The organism is Kribbella sp. NPDC050459 (assembly GCF_040655315.1).
Lineage (GTDB): Bacteria > Actinomycetota > Actinomycetes > Propionibacteriales > Kribbellaceae > Kribbella.
The window spans coordinates 113,083-137,208 of record NZ_JBFAJQ010000012.1; the positions used below are offsets into that span (position 1 = coordinate 113,083).

At 69.9% G+C, this 24,126-nt stretch carries 29 protein-coding genes; 13 read left to right on the plus strand and 16 right to left on the minus strand.

Annotated features, from left to right (window positions below; genetic code table 11):
- The first annotated feature begins 14 nt into the window (after positions 1-14).
- Complete coding sequence (locus AB0I12_RS31700) at positions 15-362, plus strand: hypothetical protein (RefSeq protein WP_359936411.1); 348 nt, start codon at positions 15-17, stop codon at positions 360-362.
- Positions 359-598, plus strand: coding sequence for a hypothetical protein (locus AB0I12_RS31705; protein WP_359936413.1), 240 nt, complete (start codon positions 359-361; stop codon positions 596-598). Before AB0I12_RS31700 ends, AB0I12_RS31705 begins: the two co-directional genes overlap by 4 nt.
- Here the strand turns inward: AB0I12_RS31705 and AB0I12_RS31710 are convergent.
- The 4 genes from AB0I12_RS31710 to murI form a co-directional block, all read right to left on the minus strand.
- Positions 595-1,176: a TetR family transcriptional regulator gene (locus AB0I12_RS31710; protein ID WP_359936415.1), complete on the minus strand. Its 582-nt coding sequence runs from the start codon at positions 1,174-1,176 to the stop codon at positions 595-597. The two genes, AB0I12_RS31705 and AB0I12_RS31710, sit on opposite strands and share 4 nt — an antisense overlap.
- The gene (locus AB0I12_RS31715) at positions 1,173-2,657 is read right to left on the minus strand and encodes a DHA2 family efflux MFS transporter permease subunit (protein ID WP_359936416.1); all 1,485 of its coding nucleotides are present in this window, start codon (positions 2,655-2,657) and stop codon (positions 1,173-1,175) included. The genes AB0I12_RS31710 and AB0I12_RS31715 overlap by 4 nt, the downstream gene beginning before the upstream one ends.
- A 67-nt stretch (positions 2,658-2,724) precedes the next feature.
- Positions 2,725-3,471, minus strand: a complete 747-nt coding sequence (locus AB0I12_RS31720; protein WP_359936418.1) for an MBL fold metallo-hydrolase — start codon at positions 3,469-3,471, stop codon at positions 2,725-2,727.
- A 127-nt stretch (positions 3,472-3,598) separates the two neighbouring features.
- Positions 3,599-4,402, minus strand: a complete 804-nt coding sequence (gene murI, locus AB0I12_RS31725; RefSeq protein ID WP_359936420.1) for a glutamate racemase — start codon at positions 4,400-4,402, stop codon at positions 3,599-3,601.
- Between the two features lie 168 nt (positions 4,403-4,570).
- Between murI and AB0I12_RS31730 the strand changes: the two genes are divergently transcribed.
- Positions 4,571-4,933, plus strand: a complete 363-nt coding sequence (locus AB0I12_RS31730) for a hypothetical protein (protein WP_359936422.1) — start codon at positions 4,571-4,573, stop codon at positions 4,931-4,933.
- A gap of 139 nt (positions 4,934-5,072) precedes the next feature.
- On the opposite strand, the gene AB0I12_RS31735 is transcribed toward AB0I12_RS31730, so the two are convergent.
- The 7 genes from AB0I12_RS31735 to clpS all read right to left on the minus strand — a co-directional run bounded on the left by AB0I12_RS31735 (position 5,073) and on the right by clpS (position 9,707).
- On the minus strand, positions 5,073-5,555 hold the full coding sequence (locus AB0I12_RS31735) for a DinB family protein (protein WP_359936424.1): 483 nt from the start codon (positions 5,553-5,555) through the stop codon (positions 5,073-5,075).
- A gap of 68 nt (positions 5,556-5,623) precedes the next feature.
- Positions 5,624-6,574: a pyridoxal-phosphate dependent enzyme gene (locus AB0I12_RS31740; protein WP_359936854.1), complete on the minus strand. Its 951-nt coding sequence runs from the start codon at positions 6,572-6,574 to the stop codon at positions 5,624-5,626.
- Between the two features lie 2 nt (positions 6,575-6,576).
- Positions 6,577-6,855 (minus strand): MoaD/ThiS family protein, encoded by a 279-nt coding sequence (locus tag AB0I12_RS31745; protein WP_359936426.1) that lies wholly within the window; start codon positions 6,853-6,855, stop codon positions 6,577-6,579.
- A 1-nt stretch (position 6,856) separates the two neighbouring features.
- Positions 6,857-7,315 (minus strand): M67 family metallopeptidase, encoded by a 459-nt coding sequence (locus AB0I12_RS31750; RefSeq protein ID WP_359936429.1) that lies wholly within the window; start codon positions 7,313-7,315, stop codon positions 6,857-6,859.
- Positions 7,316-7,386: 71 nt separating this feature from the next.
- Positions 7,387-8,364: an aldo/keto reductase gene (locus AB0I12_RS31755; protein ID WP_359936432.1), complete on the minus strand. Its 978-nt coding sequence runs from the start codon at positions 8,362-8,364 to the stop codon at positions 7,387-7,389.
- Positions 8,365-8,868: 504 nt separating this feature from the next.
- Entirely contained in the window at positions 8,869-9,423 is a 555-nt protein-coding gene (locus AB0I12_RS31760) for a DUF2017 domain-containing protein (RefSeq protein ID WP_359936435.1), read from the minus strand.
- Positions 9,420-9,707 (minus strand): ATP-dependent Clp protease adapter ClpS, encoded by a 288-nt coding sequence (clpS, locus tag AB0I12_RS31765; protein WP_359936438.1) that lies wholly within the window; start codon positions 9,705-9,707, stop codon positions 9,420-9,422. The genes AB0I12_RS31760 and clpS overlap by 4 nt, the downstream gene beginning before the upstream one ends.
- A 49-nt stretch (positions 9,708-9,756) precedes the next feature.
- Between clpS and AB0I12_RS31770 the strand changes: the two genes are divergently transcribed.
- Positions 9,757-11,091 carry a nicotinate phosphoribosyltransferase gene (locus tag AB0I12_RS31770; RefSeq protein ID WP_359936441.1) on the plus strand — a complete coding sequence of 445 codons (1,335 nt, stop codon included), beginning with the start codon at positions 9,757-9,759 and terminating at the stop codon, positions 11,089-11,091.
- Complete coding sequence (locus AB0I12_RS31775) at positions 11,088-11,558, plus strand: MarR family transcriptional regulator (protein ID WP_359936444.1); 471 nt, start codon at positions 11,088-11,090, stop codon at positions 11,556-11,558. The genes AB0I12_RS31770 and AB0I12_RS31775 overlap by 4 nt, the downstream gene beginning before the upstream one ends.
- On the opposite strand, the gene AB0I12_RS31780 is transcribed toward AB0I12_RS31775, so the two are convergent.
- Entirely contained in the window at positions 11,545-12,777 is a 1,233-nt protein-coding gene (locus AB0I12_RS31780; protein WP_359936447.1) for an FAD-binding protein, read from the minus strand. The genes AB0I12_RS31775 and AB0I12_RS31780 overlap by 14 nt on opposite strands.
- A 175-nt stretch (positions 12,778-12,952) precedes the next feature.
- Between AB0I12_RS31780 and AB0I12_RS31785 the strand changes: the two genes are divergently transcribed.
- Positions 12,953-13,951: a YdcF family protein gene (locus AB0I12_RS31785; RefSeq protein WP_359936450.1), complete on the plus strand. Its 999-nt coding sequence runs from the start codon at positions 12,953-12,955 to the stop codon at positions 13,949-13,951.
- Here the strand turns inward: AB0I12_RS31785 and AB0I12_RS31790 are convergent.
- Positions 13,948-14,619 carry a response regulator transcription factor gene (locus tag AB0I12_RS31790; RefSeq protein ID WP_359936453.1) on the minus strand — a complete coding sequence of 224 codons (672 nt, stop codon included), beginning with the start codon at positions 14,617-14,619 and terminating at the stop codon, positions 13,948-13,950. The two genes, AB0I12_RS31785 and AB0I12_RS31790, sit on opposite strands and share 4 nt — an antisense overlap.
- Positions 14,612-15,706 carry a histidine kinase gene (locus tag AB0I12_RS31795; RefSeq protein WP_359936456.1) on the minus strand — a complete coding sequence of 365 codons (1,095 nt, stop codon included), beginning with the start codon at positions 15,704-15,706 and terminating at the stop codon, positions 14,612-14,614. Before AB0I12_RS31795 ends, AB0I12_RS31790 begins: the two co-directional genes overlap by 8 nt.
- 100 nt (positions 15,707-15,806) lie before the next feature.
- On the opposite strand from AB0I12_RS31795, the gene AB0I12_RS31800 reads away from it, so the two are divergent.
- A complete protein-coding gene (locus AB0I12_RS31800) occupies positions 15,807-17,180 on the plus strand; it encodes an alpha/beta fold hydrolase (protein WP_359936459.1) in 1,374 nt (457 codons plus the stop codon).
- On the opposite strand, the gene AB0I12_RS31805 is transcribed toward AB0I12_RS31800, so the two are convergent.
- The gene (locus AB0I12_RS31805) at positions 17,181-18,719 is read right to left on the minus strand and encodes a fibronectin type III domain-containing protein (protein ID WP_359936462.1); all 1,539 of its coding nucleotides are present in this window, start codon (positions 18,717-18,719) and stop codon (positions 17,181-17,183) included.
- Between the two features lie 256 nt (positions 18,720-18,975).
- Here AB0I12_RS31805 and AB0I12_RS31810 point away from each other — a divergent pair, with 256 nt between their 5' ends.
- The 6 genes from AB0I12_RS31810 (at position 18,976) to AB0I12_RS31835 (ending at position 23,868) form a co-directional block, all read left to right on the plus strand.
- On the plus strand, positions 18,976-19,599 hold the full coding sequence (locus tag AB0I12_RS31810) for a pyridoxamine 5'-phosphate oxidase family protein (RefSeq protein WP_359936465.1): 624 nt from the start codon (positions 18,976-18,978) through the stop codon (positions 19,597-19,599).
- 5 nt (positions 19,600-19,604) lie between these two features.
- A complete protein-coding gene (locus AB0I12_RS31815) occupies positions 19,605-20,201 on the plus strand; it encodes a CGNR zinc finger domain-containing protein (RefSeq protein WP_359936468.1) in 597 nt (198 codons plus the stop codon).
- Between the two features lie 138 nt (positions 20,202-20,339).
- Positions 20,340-21,518, plus strand: a complete 1,179-nt coding sequence (locus AB0I12_RS31820; protein WP_359936471.1) for an MFS transporter — start codon at positions 20,340-20,342, stop codon at positions 21,516-21,518.
- Positions 21,490-22,356, plus strand: coding sequence for an alpha/beta hydrolase (locus AB0I12_RS31825; RefSeq protein ID WP_359936474.1), 867 nt, complete (start codon positions 21,490-21,492; stop codon positions 22,354-22,356). Before AB0I12_RS31820 ends, AB0I12_RS31825 begins: the two co-directional genes overlap by 29 nt.
- A gap of 90 nt (positions 22,357-22,446) precedes the next feature.
- Complete coding sequence (locus AB0I12_RS31830; protein WP_359936477.1) at positions 22,447-23,223, plus strand: SDR family oxidoreductase; 777 nt, start codon at positions 22,447-22,449, stop codon at positions 23,221-23,223.
- Between the two features lie 66 nt (positions 23,224-23,289).
- A complete protein-coding gene (locus tag AB0I12_RS31835) occupies positions 23,290-23,868 on the plus strand; it encodes a nicotinamidase (protein WP_359936480.1) in 579 nt (192 codons plus the stop codon).
- Here the strand turns inward: AB0I12_RS31835 and AB0I12_RS31840 are convergent.
- Entirely contained in the window at positions 23,865-24,113 is a 249-nt protein-coding gene (locus tag AB0I12_RS31840) for an AbgT family transporter (RefSeq protein ID WP_359936483.1), read from the minus strand. The two genes, AB0I12_RS31835 and AB0I12_RS31840, sit on opposite strands and share 4 nt — an antisense overlap.
- Positions 24,114-24,126 lie beyond the last annotated feature (13 nt).

Below are 24,126 nucleotides of genomic sequence, written 5' to 3' on the forward strand. Positions count from 1 at the left end.
CTCAAGGAGTTCTCATGACCACCACCAATCCAGTCATCCAGTCGAGCAACGGCGGTCCGGCCGCCGGTGGCGGCCGTGCAGCCACCACCACTCCGACTGCCGGGCAGCCGGCGCGGGCCGCGACGCCCGATGCGGTGGCAGCAGTCACCTCCGCGATCGCCACGCAGTACTGGATGGAGCTCGTCCCGATCCCGTCCGGCCCGATGCGGCTGTGGTTGTTCGCCGACAACGGCTGGCGGGCTTTGACCAACCCGACGGCGATCCAGTGCGACATGGTGCAGCGGGCCTTCCTCGGCAGCGGCAGCACGGTCCAGGTCTGGTACGACGACGGCACCGTGGTCGGCCTGGTGGTGTCAGGTTGACCGTTGTCGCAAGACTGTCCGGCGACGACCCCGACGCGGTCGTCGCCGCGGCAGCTGCGCTCGGTATCGCGCTGCGCCCGCTCCACCCCGGCGTCCAGGACGCGGAGCTGTCCACCTGGTTCACGGCCGGCGAGGGCGACGCCGAGGACACGATCATGGTCCGCGCGCTCCGTACGCTTCCCGGTGTCGTCTCCGCGTACGCCAAGCCGCCCGACGAACCGGCGGCCGGACTCTAGGTCAGCGGAAGACCCTCGGCCAGGAACTCGAAGGCGCGGTCGACCGTGGCGAGGTACTCCGTCATGGGCGCATCCAGAGCCGCCTCGTAGGTCGCCATGACGACGCCGACGACCGCGCCGGCCCAGGCTCTGACGGCGAAGTCGTCCGTGGGCCGACCGGTGCGTTCGGCGGCCAGGCCGGCCAGGAGGTCGACGCCTGCGTACAGCTGGTCGAGCATCCGGACCCGGAGTTCGGGGGCGTTCATCACCAGCCGCTGGCGCTCGGACTCCAGTTCCCACTCGTCCTCGGACAGTTCGCCGAAGGCCTCGCGGATCGCCGCGCGCAGGGCCTCGGTCGGCGGCAGGTCGGGCGGCTGGTTGCGGAACCGGTCGATCATGACCGGGTCAAGGCGGTCGAGGACGACGGTGTCCTCCTTGGTCGCGAAGTACCGGAAGAACGTCGCCGGCGACACCTCGGCCGCGGCGGCGATCTCCTGGACGGTGGTCTCGGCGTACCCCTGATCCCGGAACAGCCGCAGCGCGTGCTCCTGGATCGCCGCCCTGGTCTTCGCCTTCTTCCGCTCCCGCAACCCGCTCATGCACCGATTGTGGCAAGGACCCGGGTACGACGGGGCAGGAAGGCGACCGCGAGCGCGACGGACACCACCGCGAGACCCGCGCACACCCACAACGTCACGTCCATCCCGGCGACGAACGCCGCGCGCGCCGAGCGGGTCAGCTCGGGCGAGCCGATCGCGATCGCAGCCGACGCACTGTCGCGGGCAGCGTGGGCGGCCGCGGGCGGGAGGCCGGTGACGTCGAGCCGGTCGCGGTACGCCGCGTTCAGCACCGTGCCGAGGATCGCGACACCGAGCGTCCCGCCGACCTGGCGCGACGCCTGGATCAGCGCGGATCCGGAGCCGCTCCGGTCGAGCGGCAGCGCCGCGAGTGCCAGCCCGTTCATCGGCGGCAACGTGAACCCGATGCTGACGCCGACCAGGCTGACCCAGATCGCGGTGAACCCGTAGCCGTCGCCGACGTCCGTGAAGGCCCCGAGCACCAGGCCGGCCAGCATCAGCGAGAACCCGATCACCACCGAGGTCCGCGCGCCGGCCGCCTCGACCAGTCGCTCGGCGGCCTTCGCACCGACCAACATCCCGCCGATGATCGGGAGCAACCGCAGCCCGGCCTGGAACGCGTCCGCGCCCTGCACCGCCTGGAACAACTGCGGCAGCACGAACAGCAAGCCCACGAGGGCGAACGACGCCAGCGTCGCGAGCACCGTGCCCCAGGTGAAGCCGGGCGACCGGAACAGGGACAGGTCGACCAACGGGTCCGCCGTACGCCGGGCCCAGGCCCAGAACCCGGTCAGGAGCATCACCCCGGCCGCGATCCCGCCGAGCGCCCAGCCCGAGCCCCAGCCGTGCTCGCCCGCGGCGATGAATCCGTACGTCAGACAGACCAGTCCCGCCGCGGTCAGCAGGATTCCGGGGACGTCGATCTGCCGAGACCGGTGGCCGGCGGTGTTCGGGATCAGCAGCGCGACGGCCACCAGACCGACGACGACCAGCGGCAGGTTGATGAGGAAGACCGAACCCCAGCGGTAGTGGTCCAGCAGCCAGCCGCCGAGCACCGGGCCGAGCGGGATGCCGAGCGAGTTCGCCATCAGCCAGATCGTCATCGCACGCTGCCGCTCCTCGGGCGCGAACAGCAGGTTGAGCAACGACATCGACAGCGGGATCAGGAACGCCGACCCGACCCCGAGCGCCGCGCGACCTGCGATCAGCTGACCCGGTGTCTGTGCGAACGCGCACGCCGCCGACGCCAGCCCGAACACCACCAGCGCCCCGAGCATCAGCCGCTTCGGTCCGAACCGGTCGCCGAGCAGCCCGGCCGGGAGCAGCAGCGAGGCGAGCACGAGCGTGTACGCGTTGGCGAACCACTGCAGCTGGCTCGTCGACGCCTCGAGATCGGTGGCCAGCGTCGGCAGCGCGACGTTCAGCACGGTCAGGTCCAGCCCGATCACGATCAGGCTGACCGACATCGCCCCGAGGGCCCACCACCGCCGCGGATCCGGCATGACTGTCCACCTTTCTGAGATCAGCTCTAATTTGAGAGTAGATCTCAGAATTGCGCGGTGTCCAGTGTCAGATGTCGAAGACGGCGTGCGGCGTGGCGAGCTCGACCGGACCGGGGAAGGTACGGCGGGCGTTCTCGGCCTGCGTGACGCGGTCGTACCACGGCGGGACATGGGTGATGACGAGCCGCTTCACGCCGGCCTTCTTCGCGTGCTCACCGGCGTCGGACGGCGTCAGGTGCAGGTCGACCGGGTTGTTCGGCTCGTTGTCCGGCAGCGCGGCCTCGGACAGCAGCACGTCGGCGCCGCGGGCGAGCTCGATCAGCGCGTCGTTCGGCCCGGTGTCGCCGGTGTAGACCAGCGACTTGGTCCCGTGCTCGACCCGGATCGCGTACGCCGGCACCGGGTGCACCATCCGCGCGGTGCGGATCGTGAACGGCCCGACCTGCTGGACGTCCTGCCAGGCATAAAACTCCAGCTCCTCCTCCATCCCGGGCTCGAGCGGCAGGTCGTACGCCAGCGCCATGCGTTCCGACGTACCGGGCGGCCCGAACACGGGGATCCGCGGGATCGGCGCCCCGGGCGCGTAGCGCGCCGCGACGTACAGTCCGCACAGATCCATGCAGTGGTCAGGATGCAGGTGGGACAGGCCGATCGCCCCGATCTCCGGGACGGCGATGTGCCGCTGGAGCGAACCGAGCGCGCCACTGCCGAGGTCGAGGATCAGGTTGAACCCGTCGGCGGTGACCAGATAGCTCGAGGCGGCCGAGTCCGGCCCGGGCACAGACCCGGAGCAACCGATCACGGTGAGCTTCATACCTGGAACCCTACCGGCGAGTCTCGGCCTTCGCAGGACGACCGGAGGCGTCGATTCGGCTACTGCACAGGCATCCCGGCCGCGTCCGGTGCCTTGGACAACGGCCGGGTGCGACCCAGGTCACAGGTCAGCGGACCCAGGCGAACTGGTCCACGTTCGCCAGCGCGGGGCCGAGGAAGCGCGAGCCGATCGCCGCGAACTCCGCGGGATTGCCGGTCGTGACGAACCGGTGCTCGGGAGCGGGCAGGTTGTCGGGGCGGAGCAGGCCGGTCTTCGTCAGGACGCCGTAGACATCCTTGGCGCATTCCTCCGCGCTGCTGACCAGCGTGACGTTGTCGCCCATCACGTACGAGATGACGCCGGTGAGCAACGGGTAGTGCGTGCAGCCGAGGATCAACGTGTCGACGCCGGCCTCGACCAGCGGGTCCAGATACTCATGGGCCGCCTCGAGCAACTCCGGCCCGGACGTCACACCGGACTCGACGAAGTCCACGAACTTGGGGCACGCACGGGTGAACAGCTCCACCTGCGGCGCGGCCGCGAAGCCGTCCTCGTAGGCGAGCGACTGCGCGGTCGCCTTCGTGCAGATCACACCGACGCGCTGGTTCCGGGTCGCGGCGACGGCCCGGCGCGCGGCCGGCAGGATCACCTCGACGACCGGTACGTCGTACCGCTCGCGGGCGTCGCGCAGCATCGCCGCACTCGCGGAATTGCACGCGATCACCAGCATCTTCACGCCGGCCTCGACGAGATGATCGAGACACTCCAGCGCGTACTCACGCACTTCGGCGATCGGCTTCGGACCGTACGGCTGGCGGGCGGTGTCGCCCAGATACAGGATCGGCTCGTGCGGCAACTGGTCGAGAACCGCGCGGGCGACGGTGAGTCCCCCGAAGCCTGAATCGAAGATCCCCACCGGTGCGTCAGCCACGGGAAAAGCTTATACAGATCCGATCGCGGGCAGACGCGAAGTGCAGGCTTACCTAACCGGTGGCAACGACACGCCGAGGTTATCCACATCTTTACGTTATGGAATTGCCTTTTCGCGTGATGCACGCCACTCTGGACCGATGTTTGTTCGACCGCCCTTCGTGATGCCATGAACCTGACGCATCACCTCGCGGTGGTGTTGGGAACCACCGCAGCACCAACTCCACAGCCCGACCACGTGCAGGCCGCAGGGCAGGCCGCGAGTCAGGCCACGGAGTCGACCCCGGGCACGGCAGCCGATATCGCGACGGCCCTCGGGCCGACGGGATTGATGGTGCTCGTCCTCATGGCGGCGTTCGCTGCGTACGTCGTCTCGCTGTCGCTGCACCCGAATGCCAAGTGCAACCGGTGCAAGGGTGCCGGCCGGCACCGCGGCAGCATCTTCAGTTACGCCCAGCGCCCGTGCAACAGCTGCAAGGGCCGCGGCGTCCACCCCCGACTGGGCCGCAAGGTCCTCTTCAAGCAACCGTAGGCGAACATGACGTAGAACCCCTGCAGAAGGTGCCTAAGGCAACAACAGGCACCCGACGGCACGGACCGGCCCTCCGCCCGCCGGCCCGGCCACTCCCCTGATTCCTGCACGAACCCCTGCACCCCCGGACCCGGTGGTTTCAGCGCCCGGTCCGGCCGTCCAGCTGTTCCCGCAGGATGTCGGCATGCCCCGCGTGCCGGGCGGTCTCCTCGATCAGATGCACGAGCGTCCACCGCCGCGACGGCGCGCTCGACCTTCCCGGCCTGGGGCCCGGCGCCTCGAGGTCGTCCCACGTCGCGACGGCCGTGTTCGCCTCGGCGCTTGTCTCGTAGTACGCCGCGAGCACCTCCGCCGCCGTCTCGTCCGCACGCGCGCGGAACGTCGCCGGCCAGTTCCGCACCGGCTGTCCGAGCAACCAGTGCCGCTCGACCGCGGTCAGGTGCTTGATCAGCCCGAGCACGGTGGTACCCGACGGAACACCCGGCTGCCGCACAAGCTCTTCCGGCAGGCCTTCCGCCTTGGTCGCGATCGACGTCCGGAGATAGTCGAGGAAGCCCACCAGCACCTCGCGCTCACCCGGCCCGGTCGCCGGCGGGCCGGCATCACGTCTGCGTCTGGTCATCCGCCGACCCTGCCATCGGTTCGCCGAAACAGCACGAAAGGTTGCCGGACCGGCAACCAGACAAGGGCCTAGGCCCAGAGCTGGCCCTCGAGCCGGTCCTCCGCCTCGTCGATCGTGCCCTCGTAGGCACCGGTCGACAGGTACTTCCAGCCGCCGTCGGGCACCACGAACGCGATGTCCGCGGTCTCCCCCGCACGCACGCACTTGGCCGCCTGGCCGAGCGCCGCGTGCAGGATCGCGCCGGTCGAGACGCCGGCGAAGATACCCTCGTTGTCGAGCAGCTCCCGCACCCGGCGGACGGCGTCGCGCGGACCGACCGAGAAGCGGGCGTCGATCAGCGTCTCGTCGTACAGCTCGGGGACGAAACCCTCGTCGAGGTTGCGCAGGCCGTAGACCAGCTCGCCGTACCGCGGCTCGGCGGCCACGATCTTCACCGCGGGCTTGTGCTCGCGGAAGAACCGGCCGGCGCCCATCAGCGTCCCGGTCGTGCCGAGGCCGGCCACGAAGTGCGTGACCGACGGGAGGTCGTCGAGGATCTCCCGCGCGGTGCCGTCGTAGTGCGCGAGCGCGTTCGACGGGTTGCCGTACTGGTACAGCATCACCCAGTCGGGGTGCTCCTCCGCGACCTGCTTCGCGACCCGGACCGCCTCGTTGGAGCCGCCCGCGGCCGGGGAGGAGATGATCTCGACACCCCACATCCGCAGGATCTGGCGGCGCTCCTCGGAGGTGTTCTCCGGCAGCACGCAGACCATCCGGTAGCCGCGCAGCTTGGCCGCCATCGCCAGCGAGATGCCGGTGTTGCCGGACGTCGGCTCGAGGATCGTGGTGCCCGGGCGCAGCCGGCCGTCCTTCTCGGCGTCCAGCAGCATCCGCAACGCGGCCCGGTCCTTGATCGACCCGGTCGGGTTGCGGTCCTCGAGCTTCGCCCAGAGCCGCACGTCGGCCGACGGCGACAACCGCGGCAGCCCGACCAGCGGGGTGCCGCCGACCGAGTCGAGCAGGCTGTCGAAACGCATCAGGCTCAGCCGCCGGCGACGGCCGGCAGCACGACGACGACGTCGCCGTCCTTGACCTCGGTCTTCAGGCCGCCGGTGAACCGGACGTCCTCGTCGTTCACGTACACGTTCACGAACCGGCGCAGTTCCTCCGGCTCGCCCTCCACGATGCGCTCCTTGAGACCCGCGTGGGTCCCGTTCACGTTGTCGATGAACTCGGCCAGGGTCGCGCCGTCGCCGGTGACCGCCTTCGCCCCACCCGTGTAGGTGCGCAGGATCGTCGGCACGCGCAGCTCGATCGCCATATCAGTCTTCTCCTTCAGGGCTTTCTCCATAGGAACCAACCACGCGTACTTCTTCTTCCGTGACCTCGCCGTCGACGATCCGGTACGAGCGGAACTCGACCGGCCCGTCGTAGGCCGGGGAGTCGGCGCCGTCCCGCGTCGAGACCAGCACGTAGTGGGCGCCCGGCTCCTGGGCCAGGTTGATGTCGGTCCGCGACGGGTACGCCTCGGTCGCGGTGTGCGAGTGGTAGATCACCACCGGCTCCTCGTCCCGCTCGTCGAACTCCTTGTAGAGCCGGAGCAGGTCGCCGGAGTCGAACTCGTAGAACGTCGGCGACATCGCGGCGTTCAACATCGGGATGAACCGGGTGGCCCGGTCACTGCCCTCCGCGCCCGCGACCACACCGCACGCCTCGTCAGGATGATCCCGCCGCGCGTGCGCCACGATCGCGTCGTACGTCGCCTTCTCGATGACCAGCACGTCTCCACGGTACGGCGAGCGCCGCGCCGACCCCGCCAACCGCGGAGTCGGTCCAGAATGCGGACAGCGGCCTACCAGCGGTCGTGGATCTGGGGGCGGATGAGGGTGTCGTAGGTCTCCTGGACGGCGGTGAGCTGGTCCTCGGTGAGTGGCGGGAGGGTGGCGGCGGAGATGTTGCCGGCGACCTGGGCGGGGTTGCGGGCGCCGGGGATGACGACCGAGACGCCGGGCTGGTCGAGGATCCAGCGGAGGGCGAACTGGGCCATGGTGGCGCCGGCAGGGAGCCAGGGCATCAGGCGGCGGACGGCTTCCAGGCCGGTGCCGAAGTCGACGCCGGAGAACGTCTCGCCGACGTCGAACGCTTCGCCGTGACGGTTGTACGTGCGGTGGTCGTCGGCGGAGAACGTGGTGTGCTCGTCGTACTTGCCGGACAGCAGCCCGCTGGCGAGCGGCACGCGCGCGATGATGCCGACCCCCGCCTCCCGCGCCGCGGGCAGCACCTCGTCGAGCGGCTTGAGGCGGAACGCGTTCAGGATGATCTGCACCGAGGCGACGTTCGGCCGGGCGATCGCGGTCAGCGCCTCCGCGCAGGTCTCGACGCTGACGCCGTACGCCGCGATGCGCCCCTCGCCGACGAGGGTGTCGAGCGCGTCGAAGACCGCGTCGTCGGAGTACACCGGGGTCGGCGGGCAGTGCAGCTGGACCAGGTCGATGGTGTCGACACCGAGGTTCTGCCGGGACCGGTCGTTCCAGGCGCGGAAGTTCTCCAGCGTGTAGTTCTCCGGCACCTGCTCGACCCGACGCCCCATCTTGGTCGCCACGGTCAGCCCCTCGGAGGATTTCAGCACCTGCCCGACGAGCCGCTCGCTCCGCCCGTCCCCGTACACATCCGCGGTATCGATGAACGTCACGCCACCGTCGACCGCGGCCCGCAGCACCGCAAGCGCGTCACTCTCGTCCACCGACCCCCAGTCGGCTCCCAGCTGCCACGCACCGAGTCCGACCACACCGACGTCACGACCCGTCCGGCCAAGCGCTCGCGTCTCCATGAACGCAACCCTAAGCACTCCCACCACCGAGCGGCCCAGAGCCCTCCACAAGACGAAGGGTCGCGCTCAGCTCCCGGTGGTACGACGTCCGCGGTGCTCGCCATGTGCGCACCGTCGCCGGACGCCTTCACGCCCCGGCACGACCACACCGACGCCAACCACCTGCACCCATCGGCACGAGACGCGCACACGCCACAGGCGCCACCACCTTCGCACCACCGAGCCGGTTCGCAGACCCGACGCCGCCACGCCCCGGCACCACCACATCCCCCGCGCCAACCACCTCCACCCAGCACCACCCGACTCGCACGCGCCGAAGGCGGTGTCCTTGTCGCCGGAGGCGTATCCACCCGCCGCCGGCGGCGGTGTCGGTTCGCGGGCCCCGGGACCACATTCGTCCGCGCCAACCAGCTCCGCCCGTCTGCAGCTACGCGCACGCGCCGGAGGCGCCGAAAGGCAGTCGCCGCCGGAGGTGGTGTCCTTTCGTGGCGGTGGGGGTGGTGTTTACGGGCGCATGTTGTGGAGGAGGGCGGACTGGAGGTAGCCGAGCCAGTCGTAGAGGTCGTAGGTGAGGCGGCGCGGGTCGTCGTCGGCGAGCTTCTCCCAGGTGGAGTAGTCGTCCTCGTCCTTGATGTCGAGGCGGGTGCCGATCGCGAGGCGGAGATCGTTCAGCGCGCGCAGCCAGGAGAGCTGTTCGTCCGGCTCGAGCGCGATCTCGTCGGCGCCGGACTGCTCGAGCGCGGACAGCACCCGCTTGGCGTCGGTGACCTTGCCCTCGCGCAACCCGCGCTCGGTGAACCGCCGGAACTCGGCCGCCGCCATGTCGTCCTGCTGGTACGCGTCCGGGAGCAGCCGCTGCAGGACGACGTCCTCGGGCGGCGACGTCGGGCCGTCGGAGTCCAGCAGCGCCGCCAGCGGGTCGCTGGACTCGGTGGCGCGCGGCGGCAGCCCGTCGTACAGCAGCTCGACCAGGTTGCGGAGCAGGTTCGCCAGGATGTCCGCCTCGTGCTCGGCGAAACTGACGACGACGGTCTTGCGGCGCTTGCGGAACCGTGTCACGACTTCTCGCAAGTGGCCCACAGGCCGTAGGTGTGCATCGCTTCCACGTCGCGTTCCATCGCTTCCCGGTTACCGTTCGAGACCGCCGACTTGCCTTCCTGGTGCACCTGCAGCATCAGCTTCTCCGCCTTGGACTTGGAGTAGCCGAAATAGCTCTGGAAGACGAACGTGACGTAGTCCATCAGGTTGACCGGGTCGTTCCAGACGACGGTCACCCAAGGTGGGCTCAGCTCGATCGCCTCATCGACCTCGGGGCTCTCGAGTTCGCTCGGTGCGGTGGTCACCTGTCCATTCTCTCCATCATCGGTTCCGCTCTCGCAATAGGCTGCACCTGTGACCCACTCGACGGCACTCCTGACCGACCACTACGAGCTGACCATGCTGCAGGCCGCGCTGGCCGACGGTACGGCACAGCGCCGCTCGGTGTTCGAGCTGTTCGCGCGCCGGCTGCCGGACGGCCGCCGGTACGGCGTGGTCGCGGGCGTCAACCGCCTGCTGGACGCGCTCGAGCGGTTCCGGTTCGACGAGCAGACGATCGCCTTCCTGGCCGATCGCGGCGTCGTCGACCAGGCTACCCGGGACTGGCTGGCGGAGTACCGGTTCACCGGCGACATCTCCGGCTACGCCGACGGGGAGATCTTCTTCCCGGGGTCGCCGGTGCTCGTGGTGGAGTCGTCGTTCGCCGAGGCGGTGCTGCTGGAAACCGTTTTCTTGTCGATCCTGAACCACGACTCCGCGGTCGCCTCGGCGGCATCCCGGATGACCTGGTGGGCCGGTGGGCGGCCCTGTATCGAGATGGGCTCGCGGCGCACCCACGAAGGCGCCGCGGTCGGCGCGGCGCTGGCGGCGTACATCGCGGGGTTCGGCGCGACCTCGAACCTGGAGGCGGCCCGCCGGTTCGGCATCCCGAGCACCGGGACCGCGGCGCACGCGTTCACGCTGCTGCACGACCGCGAGGAGGACGCGTTCCGGTCGCAGGTGAACGCGCTCGGCAAGGGGACGACGCTGCTCATCGACACGTTCGACGTCGCCGCGGCGGTGCGTACCGCGATCGAGCTGACCGGTCCCGAACTGGGCGCGGTCCGGCTCGACTCGGGCGACCTGCCGTCGCTGGCCGGTCAGGTCCGTGAGCAGCTGGACTCCCTCGGTGCGACGAAGACCCGGATCATCGTGACCAGCGACCTGGACGAGTACCAGATCGCCGCGCTCGCGCCGGCGCCGGTCGACGGGTACGGCGTGGGTACGTCGCTGGTCACCGGCTCCGGCTACCCGACCTGCGGGTTCGTGTACAAGCTGGTCGCGCGCGAGGACGCGAGCGGTGACCTGGTGCCGGTGGCGAAGAAGAGCCCGGACAAGATCTCGATCGGCGGCCGGAAGTGGGCCCTGCGGCGGCGTTCGGCCGCCGGGGTCGCGGAGGTCGAGCTGATCGGCGTCGGTGAGCAGCCGACCGACGACGGCGACGACCGCGAGCTGCTGAAGCCGCTCGTGGAGTCGGGCAAGATCGTCGGCCGGACCACCCCGCAGGAGTCGCAGGCCCACCACCAGAAGGTCCGCGACGAGCTCCCCCGCTCCGCCAGCCAGCTCAGCCGCGGCGAGCCGGCGATCCCGACCGACTACATCGGCGACTTCAACTCCCGCAACCCGTTCCTCCCGCGGAGTCACACGTGACCGCCACCGACGGCGGATGGTCGCCGGAGGCGCCGGCCGACGAGGCGGACGTGCTGGTCGCGTTGCGGTTCGCGGACCGGGCGGCGCGGAAGGCGGTGGCCGACGAGCTGGCCGGGACCGTGCTGCACACGGGTCAGGAGCTCGTGCTCGCCAAGCTGCTGCACCACGGGTCGCTGCCGGTGGCGCGGCTCGCGAAGGTGCTCGACGTCGAGGTGCCGACGGCCACCAAGACCACGCAGCGGATGGAGGCCGCCGGGCTCGTACGGCGGGTGAAGAGCACGACCGACGCGCGACAGGTCGGCATCGAGCTGACCGAGCACGGCGTCGAACTCGCCCACACGGTCCAGGAGATCTACGACCGGGCCGGCCGCCGCGCCCTCGCCCAGCTCACGCCCGAGGACCGCCGCGTCCTCCGCAACCTGCTGTGGACCATCACCGGCACCCTCGAGGACCTCACCCAGCTCTAGCTGGCAGGAACGTGTCGAGGTAGGGGTTGCGGAACTTGCCGGCCGGGTCGTACTTCGCGGCGAGGGCGATGAAGTCCGGGACGCGGGGGTAGCGCTCGGCGAGGGTGGCGGCGTCGGCGGCGAAGACCTTGCCCCAGTGCGGGCGGGCGTCCAGCGGCGCGAGCCGTTCCTCCAGCTCCGCGACCACCGGGCGTACGGCGGTCTCGTCCTGGATCCAGGTGAAGTGCAGGGCGACCGTGTCGCGGCCCTGGCTCGGGCTCAGCCACAGGTCGTCGGCGGCGATCGTGCGGACCTCCGACACCTGGATCACCGGCGCGAACCGGTTGCCCAGGGCCCGCAGTACGTCGAACGCCTCGGCGGCCCGTGCGCGCGGGACGAAGTACTCCGATTGGAGCTCGTCGCCGTTGCTCGGCGTGAACTCGAGCCGGAAGTGCGGCAGCCGCTCGTTCCACGGGCCCGGTACGCCGCCCTGCTGGGTCGCGTAGTCGGCCGGCATCACCTTGATCGGGTGCCGCGGCCCGTCGGCGAGCGTGGCGCCCAGCCACTGCGGCTCCGGCGCGGTCAGTTCGCGGCGCTTGCGCCAGACCATGACGTCGGGGTCCACCCAGTCGGTGAACGCGCTCACGCTGTACGCGCTGCCCATCACCGCGTCCAGGTCCGATCCGAGCCGCTCCACCGGCAGCCCGTCGTACACCACCTGGCTGATCTCGTACGACGGTTGCACGTCGAGGGTCAGGCTCACGGTCACCCCGAGCGCGCCGAGCGAGACGACCGAACCGGCGAAGTCCGGGTCGTCGCGGGTCAGCGTCACGAGTTCGCCGCGCGCGTCGACGAACGTGATCGCGCTGACCGCGTCCGCGAGCGGGCCGTTGGTGTCGCCGGAGCCGTGCGTACCGGTCGAGCACGCGCCCGCGACCGAGATGTGCGGCAGCGACCCGAGGTTGTGCAGCGCGAGCCCCTGCGCCTGCAGCGCGGCCGTGATCTCGCCGTACCGGAGGCCGGCCGAGACCGTCACGCCGCGCTCGCCGACCTCGACGACCTGCGGCAGGTCCTGCACGCTGACCAGCACACCGGTGCTGTCGGCGATCCGGTTGAACGAGTGCCCGGTGCCGAGCACCCGGACCTTCTCGGCCGCCGCGACCAGCTCCTGCAGCTCCTCGACGGTCCGAGGCCGCTGCAGCTCACTCGCAAAGCTGACGTTGCCTGCCCAGTTCGTCACCTGGCTCACGTCCGACCGCCTCTCTCGACCACCCGACCCGTCCGCCCGAGCCTCGCACACCAGCTTCCGCCGCGCCTCGGTCCGTCCACACCGCGAACGACCGCGCGAGCTGTCCCGGCGGCGCCCCGCCCTGCCTCCCCCCGCTCGGCGACGGAGCGTGCTTTGATGACGCCCGATGGTCATCTGCTTCGGGATCGCCGCCTTCTGGTTCCTCGTCTTCGGCGTCAGCTTCCTGCGCGACCGGCGCCTGTTCAAGAACGGGATCTTCCTGGTTCTCGCGCTGATGTTCGCCGGCCTCGGGCTGATCTTCGCGGTCGAGAGCGTGAACGAGACCGCCGGGCGCTGGCTGGCGGTCGCGGTGCTGGCCGCGATCCCGCTCTCGATCGCGGTGCTCGCCGTGTTCCTGGTGATCAACGGCGTCACGATGCTGCGCCGGGAGCGCCGCCGGCTGTCCAACCTGCTGTCACTGCTCGTCGGGCTCGGGATCATCGGTTTCGTGGTGTTCAGCGTGCTGGTGGAGAAGATCGGCTGGGAGCCGCTGGCCGCCGTACGGTCGGTCCTGCTCGGTGTGCTGACCTACATCTCGTTCCTGTTCCTGTGCTTCCTGGTGTACGCGTTCGTCTACAGCCGGGTCCGCTCGTCCCGGAAGGTCGACTTCGTCGTCGTGCTCGGCTCGGGCCTGATCGGGTCCCGGGTGCCGCCGTTGCTGGCCAGCCGCCTCGACCGGGCGAAGCAGGTGTACGAGCGCGCCGTCCGCAGAGGCCGTTCGCCGCTGCTCGTCACGTCCGGCGGCCAGGGGCCGAACGAGGACCTGCCCGAGTCGCACGCGATGGCGGCGTACCTGGTCGAGCGCGGTGTCCCGGACGAGCAGATCCTGCGCGAGGACAAGTCGACGACGACCTGGGAGAACCTGACGTTCAGCCGTGACCTGATGGCCGGGCTACGACCGCAGTACCGCTGCTTGATCGTCACGAACAACTTCCACGCGTTCCGCGCCGCGCTGACCGCCCGCAGGGCGAAGCTGAACGGCCAGGTGATCGGCTCCCCGACGGCGGCGTACTACTGGCCGACGGCAACGATCCGCGAGTTCGTCGCGATCCTGGTCAGCCATCCGTACCTCAACGGCGGCATCTGCCTGCTGATCGCGCTCAGCGCGATCCTCCCGCACCTCTAGACTCGCCGAGGCCGCACCAGCCCGGACTCGTACGCGGCGATCACCAGCTGGGCCCGGTCGCGGGCGTGGAGTTTGGCGAGCAGGTGCCCGATGTGGGTCTTCACGGTGCCGCGGCCGACGTGGAGGTGGTCGCAGATCTCGTCGTTCGACAGCCCGCGGGCGATCAGCGACAGCACCTCGCGCTCGCGATCGGTCACGCCGTCGAGTCCGGTCAGCGGCGCCTGCCCGGGCTCGGCCAGCCGGGCGAACTCCGCGATCAGCCGTCGCGTGATCGACGGCGCCAGCAGCCCGTCGCCGGTCGCGACGACAGTGATTGCCTGCAGCAACTCCACGGGCGGGACGTCCTTCAGCAGGAAGCCGCTCGCCCCGGCCCGCAGACCGGCGTACACGGCGTCGTCGAGGTCGAACATCGTCAGGATCAGCACCTTCGTCCCGGCCGTCTCCGGTGCGGAACAGATCTGCCGGGTCGCCTCGATCCCGTCCAGCTTCGGCATCCGGACATCCATCAGGACGACGTCCGGCCGCTCGCGGCGCGCGAGCTCGACGGCCTCGGCTCCGTCGGCCGCTTCGCCGATCGTGGTCAGGCCGGGTGTGGTGTCGATCAGCACCCGGAAGCTGCCGCGCAGCAGCGCCTGGTCGTCCGCGACCAGCACCCGGATCTCACTCATGCGGCAGCCGTACGACGACCTCGAACCCGCCGGCGGTCCGCGGCCCGGCCCGGTACGAACCGCCGTACACGCCGGCCCGTTCGCGGATCCCGATCAGACCGTGTCCTTCCACCACTGCCCCACCGACGCCGTCGTCGATCACCTCGAGTTGTACGGCGTTGGCGCTGCCGGTGATCGTGATGCTGCAGCGGCAGGCGTGGGCGTGCTTCGTGACGTTCGTCAGGCTTTCCTGGACGATCCGGTAGACGGTGAGCGCGACGGCGTCCGGGAGCGGCTCGGGTACGTCGACCTTCAGCTCGACCTCCACACCGGTCGACTCGACCCGCGCGACCAGCTCCGGCAGCGCGGCGAGACCCGCCGGCGGTGCGAGGTCCGCTGGTTCGCCGGGGGCCCTCAGCAGGCCGAGCATGTGCCGGAGCTCGACGAGAGCGTCGCGGCTCGTGGACTCGATCACCGACAACGCGTCGGACACCTCCTCGGGACGGACCTGCAGGACATGGTTCGCGACACCGGCCTTGACCGCGATCAATCCCATGCTGTGGGCAACGATGTCGTGCAGCTCGCGGGCGATCCGCAGCCGTTCCGCGGCGACCGCCTGCTCGGCCAGCACCTGCGCGGCGCGGGCGGCGGCAGCCCGTCGGTCGCGGACAACCTGTCCCAGAATCCAGGCGCCGTACAAGGCGGCGATGCCGGTGAGCACGAGCGCGGCGCGGGACTGACCTGCCGGCGCGCCGGCCACCACGGCGAGGACGAGCACGACGAAGCCGACTCCGCCGGCCAGACCGATCAGGCGCCGGCTGGACAGCGGGCGGTTCGACGAGCGGGTCAGCGCGACGACGTACAGCACGTAGGCGGCGGCGAGCAGCGGATCGCGCAACGCGTCCACGAAGTACGCGATCACCGACATGACGGCGACCACGGCGAGCGCCGGCAGCGGCCAGATCCTGCGGACCGCGATCGGCAGCGCGAGCCCGATCGCCACGAGCCCCGGGCCGGTGGCGGACGTGAGCAGGACGAGGGCGGCGTACCCAACGGCGACCAGGCAGTCCGCGGCGATCAGTTGCCGCCGGCTCAGTCCGTACTCCACACGCCGAACCTAGCCGAGCCGATGGACCACCACCTCGGACCGTGGGCCGTCGGCCTCCGGTCCGATGTGCGGGCGGCGCATCCGCGAAACCGTGGGCGGCATGCTGAAACTACTCTCCCTCGCGGCGAGCGGCGTGCTGACGGCCAACGCCCTCACCCCGCCCGCTCCGACTCTCGACTGGGGCGAATGCCCCGGTGGACCAGGAACCGTCGGCATCGAGTGCGCCGGCCTGCAGGTGCCGGTCGACTGGAACCGCCCGGCCGGCCGGAAGATCACCCTGATGGTCGGCCGTCTACCAGCCACCGGGCCGAAACAGGGATCCGTGCAGGTCAACCTGGGCGGGCCGATGGGGATGAACATCGACCTGCTGCGCTCGTACGGCGGCGCGGACGCCTTCGCCGGTCTGCGCCGGACGATGGACATCGTCACCTGGGATCTCCGGGGCGGCCCCAACCTTGCCGGGATGAGCACCAACCTGCCGTGCGAGTGGACCGGCGTACGGCAGCCGCGGGTGCCGCGCGACCAGGCCGCGTTCGACGCGCTGGCAGCCGCCAACCGGGCGGTTGCGGAGAAGTGCCAGGCCAAGGATCCGGAGTTGTTCGCGGCGATGGACTCGGGGAGCCACGCCCGCGACCTCGACGCGATCCGGCGGTCGCTCGGCGAGTCGACGGTCAACTTCTACGGCGCGTCGTACGGCGGTTTCATCGGCCAGTCGTACGCCCGGCTCTTCCCGCAGCACGTCCGATCGATGGTGCTGGACGGCACCTGGAACCACAGCACCGACAACTGGGACCGCGAACTCACCCAGCTCGCCCGCGACGTGCAGACGTTCATGACCCGCTTCTTCGACTGGTGCGGTTGCGCGGCGTCGTGGCGACAGGTGGTGGCCCGGGCACAGCGCCACCCGCTGCCGGCCGGGAGCACGACGTACGACGGCAACGAGATCCGGTGGACCGGGCTGCGGCTCGCGCGTCTCGGCGAGGCGTCTTACCCGAAACTCCTGGCTGCGCTGAAGAAGGCCGCGGCGACCGGTGACGCGTCCGGCTTCGTGCCGGAACCGCCGAACGCGCCGTTCCCGTCCGCGCCGTCTCCGGGTGTTGTCGAGTGCACGGACTGGCCGCATCCGACCAGCCAACGACAACTGCAGCAGCAGGTCCGGCGGATGGAGGCCGCCGCGCCGTACACCGGGGCCGCGGGAACCATCCAGCTCGCGATGCTGTCCTGCATCGGGTGGCCGGTGCCGGTCCGCAACCCACCCGCCGCGCTGCCCGACGGCCTGCCGCCGCTGCTGATGGCGGGCAACTGGAGTGAGTACGACACCGCGTCCCGGGTCGTCGACAAGGTTCCGGGCAGCGGCTCGATCTACCACGACGGTCCGGGGCACACGCTCTACCAGTCCAACGAATGCGCCCGTGCCAAGATCGACGACTACCTCGCGAACCTCGTCGTACCGCGTCGAGGAACCAGGTGCTGATCAGCGAACCTTCACACTGACCGTCGAGCTCTTCTGGACGTTGCGGCCGTCACTGACCTCGACGCGGTACGACAACGTCTGACGGCTGGTCAGACCGGAGTCGGTGACCGAGGTGACGGTCGGCTTCGTCCAGGAGTTCGACGTCCGCGACCAGCTGCCGATCCGCGTGCTGCCGCGGTACACCGAGTAGGTGAGCGTGAGGTTGTCGCGGTCCAGCACCGTCTCGAAGGCGATCGTCACCTTGTTCGCCCGCGCGCTGGCGACCTTCGGCGCCGGCGGCCTGGCCGGAGCCGCGCCGCCCGGGGTGTTGGTGAACCGGGTCAGCCCTTCCTGCGGTGTGCCGTTGACCTCGACGAAGTCACCGCCCGCCCACAGGTCGTTGCCGCCGGAGGCGAACGACAAAGGGCCGACGAGCGTCTCGCCGCCGGCCGTGGCGTTCGGGAACCAGGGGCCGAGCTTGCCGGTGATCGCGCTGTAGACCAGCAGGTGGTGCATCCCGGTCTTGTCCGGGAACCCGCCGTCCGCGCTGCAGTCGTGCGCGTGCGACCCCTTGTAGAGCCAGTTGCCGATCGCCTTGATCGCCTCGGTCGCGCCCAGGCAGTGGCTCTGCCAGATCAGCTTGCCGGTCTTGGCGTCCGCGGCGAGCACGCCGTCGTAGCAGCCGATACCTGATCCCGCGTTGGCCGCGAACACCTTGTTGCCCTGGACTTCGATGTCCTTCACGCGACTGTCGCAGTCCGGCGTCAGCTCCGGAATCGCCTCGGCGGCGGGCATGTCGTACGCCGCGCCGGTGGCGGCACTGAGCATCGCGAGCGAGTGCGAGGAGCGCCCGCCGATCTCGACGAAGCCGCCGCCGACGAAGACCCGCGTCCCGTCGGCGGACAGCTCGATCGCATGTACGTCGTCGTCGGCGTCCGGGTCCCAGGGCAGCAAGGCGCCGGTGCTCAGGCTGACCGCCGCGATGCGGTGCCGGGTCATCTTGTCCACACTGCCGAACGAACCGCCCAGGTAGACGGTGCTGCCCGTGACCTTCAGCGCCGCGACCCGGTAGTTGACCGCCGGGTCCCAGCCGGCGACCAGCTTGCCGGTGCCGACATCGAACATCGCCACCCGGGACCGTGCGACCCCGTCGACGACGGTGAAATCACCGCCGATCACGACCCGCTTGCCGTCCGGGGAGGTCGCGACGCTCCACACCGGCCCGTTGACCTTCGGCGCGAACCGCGTCGGCGCGCCGGTGGTCCGGTCGAAGACCGCGAAGTACTTCCGCGCCGCGTCACCCACGCCGCGTGCCTTCCCCGGCGGCCGGACGCGGGTGAACAGCCCGCCCGCGAACACCAGGTTCCCGGCGACGGCGACCGCGTTCACGCTCGCGTTCGTCTGCCAGGACGACTGCTGCACCGACGACAACGCCGACCCGAACCCCGGCGGCGCACTGGCGGCGCTGCGGGTTGCGGCCTGCACTGACGGGCCTGACGGAACGAGCGCCGCGGCAACGACCGCAGCCGCCGTGACGGCACCCAGGACAGCCTTCTTCATGAGCGAACCCCCAAGGGCCCGCTCCGGCGGAAGATGCCGACCCCATGCCTCGATGACAATGCGCGATCACACGATAACTCCCGGCACACATCGCCCCACAACCGGTCCCGCCCACCAGACCCACACCTGAGACCAGCGACGCCCGACAATCTAATGATTTGACCTGCTCTGTATCGTTAGAATTCTAGTGAGTGCTCGGGGAGATACCTCATTCCCCTAACGATCACGACAGAAGACAACCATTAGGAGGCTGGCGATGGGTGCCAGGTTTGCCCAGTTGGCGTTCACCGACGCGGTGCAGGCGCAGCAGCGGCTGCACGGCAGCGATCGCGCCTACCGCCGGATGCTGGAGGGCTCGGCGAGCGGTGACGTTCTCGGTCCCGACGAAGCGACATTCGTCGGCGAACGGGACAGCTTCTACATCGCCAGCGTCGGCGAGACGGGCTGGCCCTACATCCAGCATCGCGGCGGCCCGCGCGGCTTCCTGCGCGTCCTGGACGAACGCACGCTGGGGTTCGCGGATCTTCGCGGGAACCGGCAGTACATCACCCGGGGAAACCTGGACCACTCCGATCGCGTCGCGCTGTTCCTGATGGACTACGCCCTGCAGGCACGCCTGAAGCTCCTGGGTCATGCCCGGGTCACCGAGGATCCGGATATCCTGCGCGAGCTGGTCGTCCCGGACTACCCGGGGAAGGTGGAAGGGGCCGTTCTCATCGAGATCGAGGGATGGGACTGGAACTGCCGGCAGCACATCCCGCAGCTGTTCGGCCGCGACGTCGTGGAGCAGGCCATCGGCTCGCTGCGGGACCGGATCACCGCGCTCGAGCAGGAGAACGCCCGGTTGCGGTCCGACCTGCGTCACGACGAGAGCCGGTGAACGCCATGTCCGTGCCCCTGCTCGGCGAACCGCTGCCGATCGAGCTGGCCAACACCGCGTACGCGGTGCGGGGCGAACCGCGCGACGGCCTGGAGAACGTCGAACTGTTCACCGAATGGCTGGCGGCCATCGAGGACCGGCTGCCGTGGCGGCTCTCGGCCGAGGAACTCGCCGCGATCGGCGACTTCGAGCTGACGGCGGCCCGTGAACTTCGCGAGGCCGTCCGCGACATCGCCCAGGCGATCACCGGACGCGACGCCGCTCAGGTGGCCGCCGGAAGCATGGCGGGCGCTGCTCCGTCAGTCGGGGCGGTCGAGACACTCAACCGCCACGCGCGCTGGGCGCCGTACTGGCAGGAGTTGCGGTGGCAGGGCGAGCCGGCCGCGCAGGTGCGTAGCGCGGCGCCGCCAGTCACGGCGGTCCTGTCCTTCATCGCCCAGGAAGCGATCGACCTGTTCGTACGCCGGCACGCGGACCTGCGCGCCTGTCAGGGGCCGGGCTGCGTGCTGTTGTACCTCCAGGATCGTCCGCAACGAAGGTGGTGCTCGGCCGCCTGCGGTAACCGTGCCCGCGCCGCCCGCCACTACGCCCGCCACCGCTGAGCCCGATCCGCTAACCCCCGCCGGCAGCCGAGACGTCGTCGACGTCTCGGCGATCAGGCCTGCCCTCATCCCATCCGTCCCGGCCACAGCCGTGCCCTCGGAAAGTGTGAAGACACAGATGACCCAGCTGAAGCGATCATGAGAACGGCCTTCGCCGCCCTCGCGGCCATGACAGTCTCCTTCGGATTGAACTTCTCCGCGGGTGTGTTCTTCGCCCCCGCCGCCGCTGACTACGGACTCAACACCTCGGCCCTGACGACGGCTGCCGCGCTGAGCACACTGCTCACCGGTGTCGCGCAGCCGTTCGTAGGCCGCCTGCTGGATCGCGTAGGCGCCAAGCGAATCCTCGTGCTCGGGCTGATCCTCAGCTCGGCCGGCTACTTGGTGCTCGCCGTGGTCACGCAGACGTGGCAGTTCATCGCGACGTACACGATCCTCGGCGGCCTCGGCTTCGCGAGTTCCTCCAGCCTGACCGTCAGCACCTTGATCGGCCGGGCGTACGGCGCCGACGCCGGGCCGGCGCTCGCTCGCGCCGCCATCGGGATCAACCTGGGCCAACTCCTCATGCCCTGGGCAGCGACGTCGCTGTTCGTCCCGATCGGCGTCCGCGGAACCTATGCCGTACTGGGAGGTGTCGGCCTGGCCGTGACGGCAGTCCTCGTCTGCGTCCTGCCCAATGATCCGGCAACGACCCTGTCCGGCGACCAAACGCGCGAGAGCCTGCGCGGCCGTGGTCGTGTTCTGGCTTCGTTCGGTCTGCATGCCGCGACGATGTACGTCGTCGTACTCATGCTGCCCAAGCACGCCGCCGAACTCGGCTGGTCAGTCGCCGGCGCGGGCCGCCTGGTCGCCGTCGCCGCGCTGTCGGCCGGCATCACGTCGGCCGTCGTCGCGAGCCTGTTGCGCCGGGGCCGGCGCCCCGAGGATCTCTTGCGCCTACTCCACCTGCTGCGAGCACTGTCGCTCGGTCTGCTCACCGTCGCGCAGGCCCCGGCCGGACTCGTCGCGGCCGCGGTGATCTTCGGAATGTCGTCGTTCCCGATCATTCCGCTCACCATGGCCGTGCTGTCCCGAGGGCTCGACCCGCACCGGATGGGCCGGACACTGGCCCCCGCCTGGGTCACCCATCAGGCCGCGGCCGCGAGCGGGCTCACCATGGCGGTCGTCATCGACCGTTTCACCGGCAGCTATCGCGCCTTCTTCGCCCTCGGCCTCGGCCTCGCCGCGGCCTGTCTTGTCTTACTCCGTCCCCATCACGAAGTACCCGTCAAGAATCAGGAGAGCACCCATGAACGCAGTGCGGTACGGCACCGTTGACATCGACGGCCAGCCGATCTTCTACCGGGAGGCCGGCGACCCGGCCAACCCCACCGTCGTGCTGCTGCACGGCTTCCCCACGAGTTCTGCCATGTTCCGCAACCTGCTCCGCGACCTCGCCGACTCGTACCACCTCATCGCACCCGACCACCTGGGCTTCGGCCAGTCCGGCATGCCGTCGGTGGACGAGTTCGCCTACTCCTTCGACGCGCTCACCGAGCTCACCCTGGGCCTGCTCGACAAGCTGGACGTGCAGCAGTTCGCGCTCTACATCCAGGACTACGGCGCACCGATCGGACTCCGCATCGCCAGCCGCCACCCCGAGCGCGTCACCGCCCTGATCACACAGAGCGGCAACGCCTACCTCGAAGGGTTCACCCCCTTCTGGGAACCGCTGTTCAACCACGCGAAGGACCGGGCCACCTACGAACCCGACGTACGTTCACTGCTGACAGCGGAAGCGACACGCTGGCAGTACACCCACGGCGTACCGGCACAGTTCCTGGAGCGGATCAGTCCCGACACCTGGACCCTGGACCAGTCCTACCTCGACCGGCCCGGCAACCAGGAGATCCAGCTGCAACTGTTCTACGACTACCAGCACAACCTCGACGCGTATCCCGCATTCCAGCAGTACTTCCGCCGCCACCAGCCGCCGACACTGGTTGCCTGGGGCAAGCATGACGAGATCTTCGGCGCTGACGGAGCCACCGCCTTTGCCCGCGACCTGCCCGACGCCGAGATCCACCTCCTGGACGCCGGCCACTTCGCCCTGGAAACCCACGGCGACGAGATCGCCGCGCTGATCCGCGACTTCCTCCAGCGGGTGCTGCCATGAGCGCGACCTGACGACCACAGCTTGCCTCTAGTTTGTTAGTCGGCTAAGTTTTTCTTCTTAGCCGACTAACGATAAACAGGAGGACGGGTCATGGACCTGGGTTTGAAGGACGCGGCCGCACTGGTGACGGGTGGATCGTCGGGGATCGGGCGGGCCACTGCGATCGCGTACGGACGGGAAGGCGCGCGGGTCGCGATCACCTACAACTCCCGGAAGGACGCGGCCGAGGCGGTCGCCGAGGAGATCGAGGCGGCCGGCGGTGCGGCGTTCGTCGTACCGATGGATCTGAGCGCACCGGAGACGATCGCGGCAGCGGTCGCGTCGGTCGTGGAGCACTGGGGCGGTCTGGACGCCGTGGTCGCGAACGCGGTCGACTGGGGACCGCACGACGGGCGCACCGAAAAGATCGAGGACGCCTCGCCAGAGTGGTGGACCGCGATCGTGCGGGCGAACCTCGAAGGGAACATGCACCTCGCACAGCAGGTGGCGCCCGCGCTGCGGCGCTCCGCCCACGGGCGGCTGGTGCTGGTCTCGACCGACCTGGCGGAGCGCGGCATGGGCGGCGGAGCCTGGGCGTACGGCGCGGCGAAGGCGGGACTGCACGGCCTGGCGGCGAGTCTCCAGCACGATCTCGGCGCGGACGGCGTACTGGTCAACGTCGTACTGCCCGGCATCACGCTGGAGAACGGAGCACACCGGATCATCCCGCGGGACGCGCTGGACAGGATCACCGCCGGATTCACCGCCCGGCACCTCCCGGACGTCTCCGAGATCGCCGACGCGATCCTGTTCCTCACCTCACCGCGGACGAGAGCCGTCCAGGGCGAACTCCTGCACGTCACCGGCGGCCACCTGATCCCTGCCTAATGCGGCGCCGACGGCGTCGACGCTTGTACGGTGGGTTCAGGGAGTACCCGTCAAAGGAGCGTCGCGATGGCCCGGGCACTGATCGTGGTTGATGTGCAGAACGACTTCTGCGAGGGCGGGAGCCTGGCCGTCGCCGGTGGCGCCGACGTCGCGTTCCGGATCGGCGAACTGCTGCACAAGTGGCACGAGGCCGAACCACAGGACCGCCGGTACGACTACGTGGTCGCCACCCGCGACCACCACATCGACCCCGGCGACCACTTCTCCCGCGAACCCGACTTCGTGAACTCCTGGCCCCCGCACTGCGTCGCCGGAACCGACGGCGTCGGCTTCCACCCCAACCTCGACCCGCAACCCTTCGACGCGATCTTCGACAAGGGCGAGTACGCCGCCGCCTACTCCGGCTTCGAAGGCAAGTCCCACGAAGGCGGCCACACCCTCGCCGACTGGCTACGCGCCAAGTCCGTCACCACCGTAGACGTCTGCGGCATAGCCACCGACTACTGCGTCCGCGCCACCGCCCTCGACGCCCGCAACGAAGGCTTCACCACGAGAGTCCTCACCACCCTCACCGCCGGCGTAGCCGAACCCACCACCCAACAGGCCCTAACAGACCTGCGCAAAGCCGGCGTCACGCTCACCTAGACTCCCGGGCCGAGGGGGATGCCTAGCGCCCACCAGGCCAGGAAGAGGGTCCAGGCGATGGTCATTGCCACGGCGAGGGGGACGGTGTACGACGCGAGGGTGCCGACGCCGGCGTTGTTGCGGTAGCGCTGGAGGAAGCCCAGCGCCATCACGAAGTACGGGCTCATGGGGGTGACCGCGGTCGAGCCCGAGTCGGCGGTCAAGGCTTCGGCGAGGACTTCGTCCGGTCGCGGTGACCGTCGCACGCCGTACCTTTCT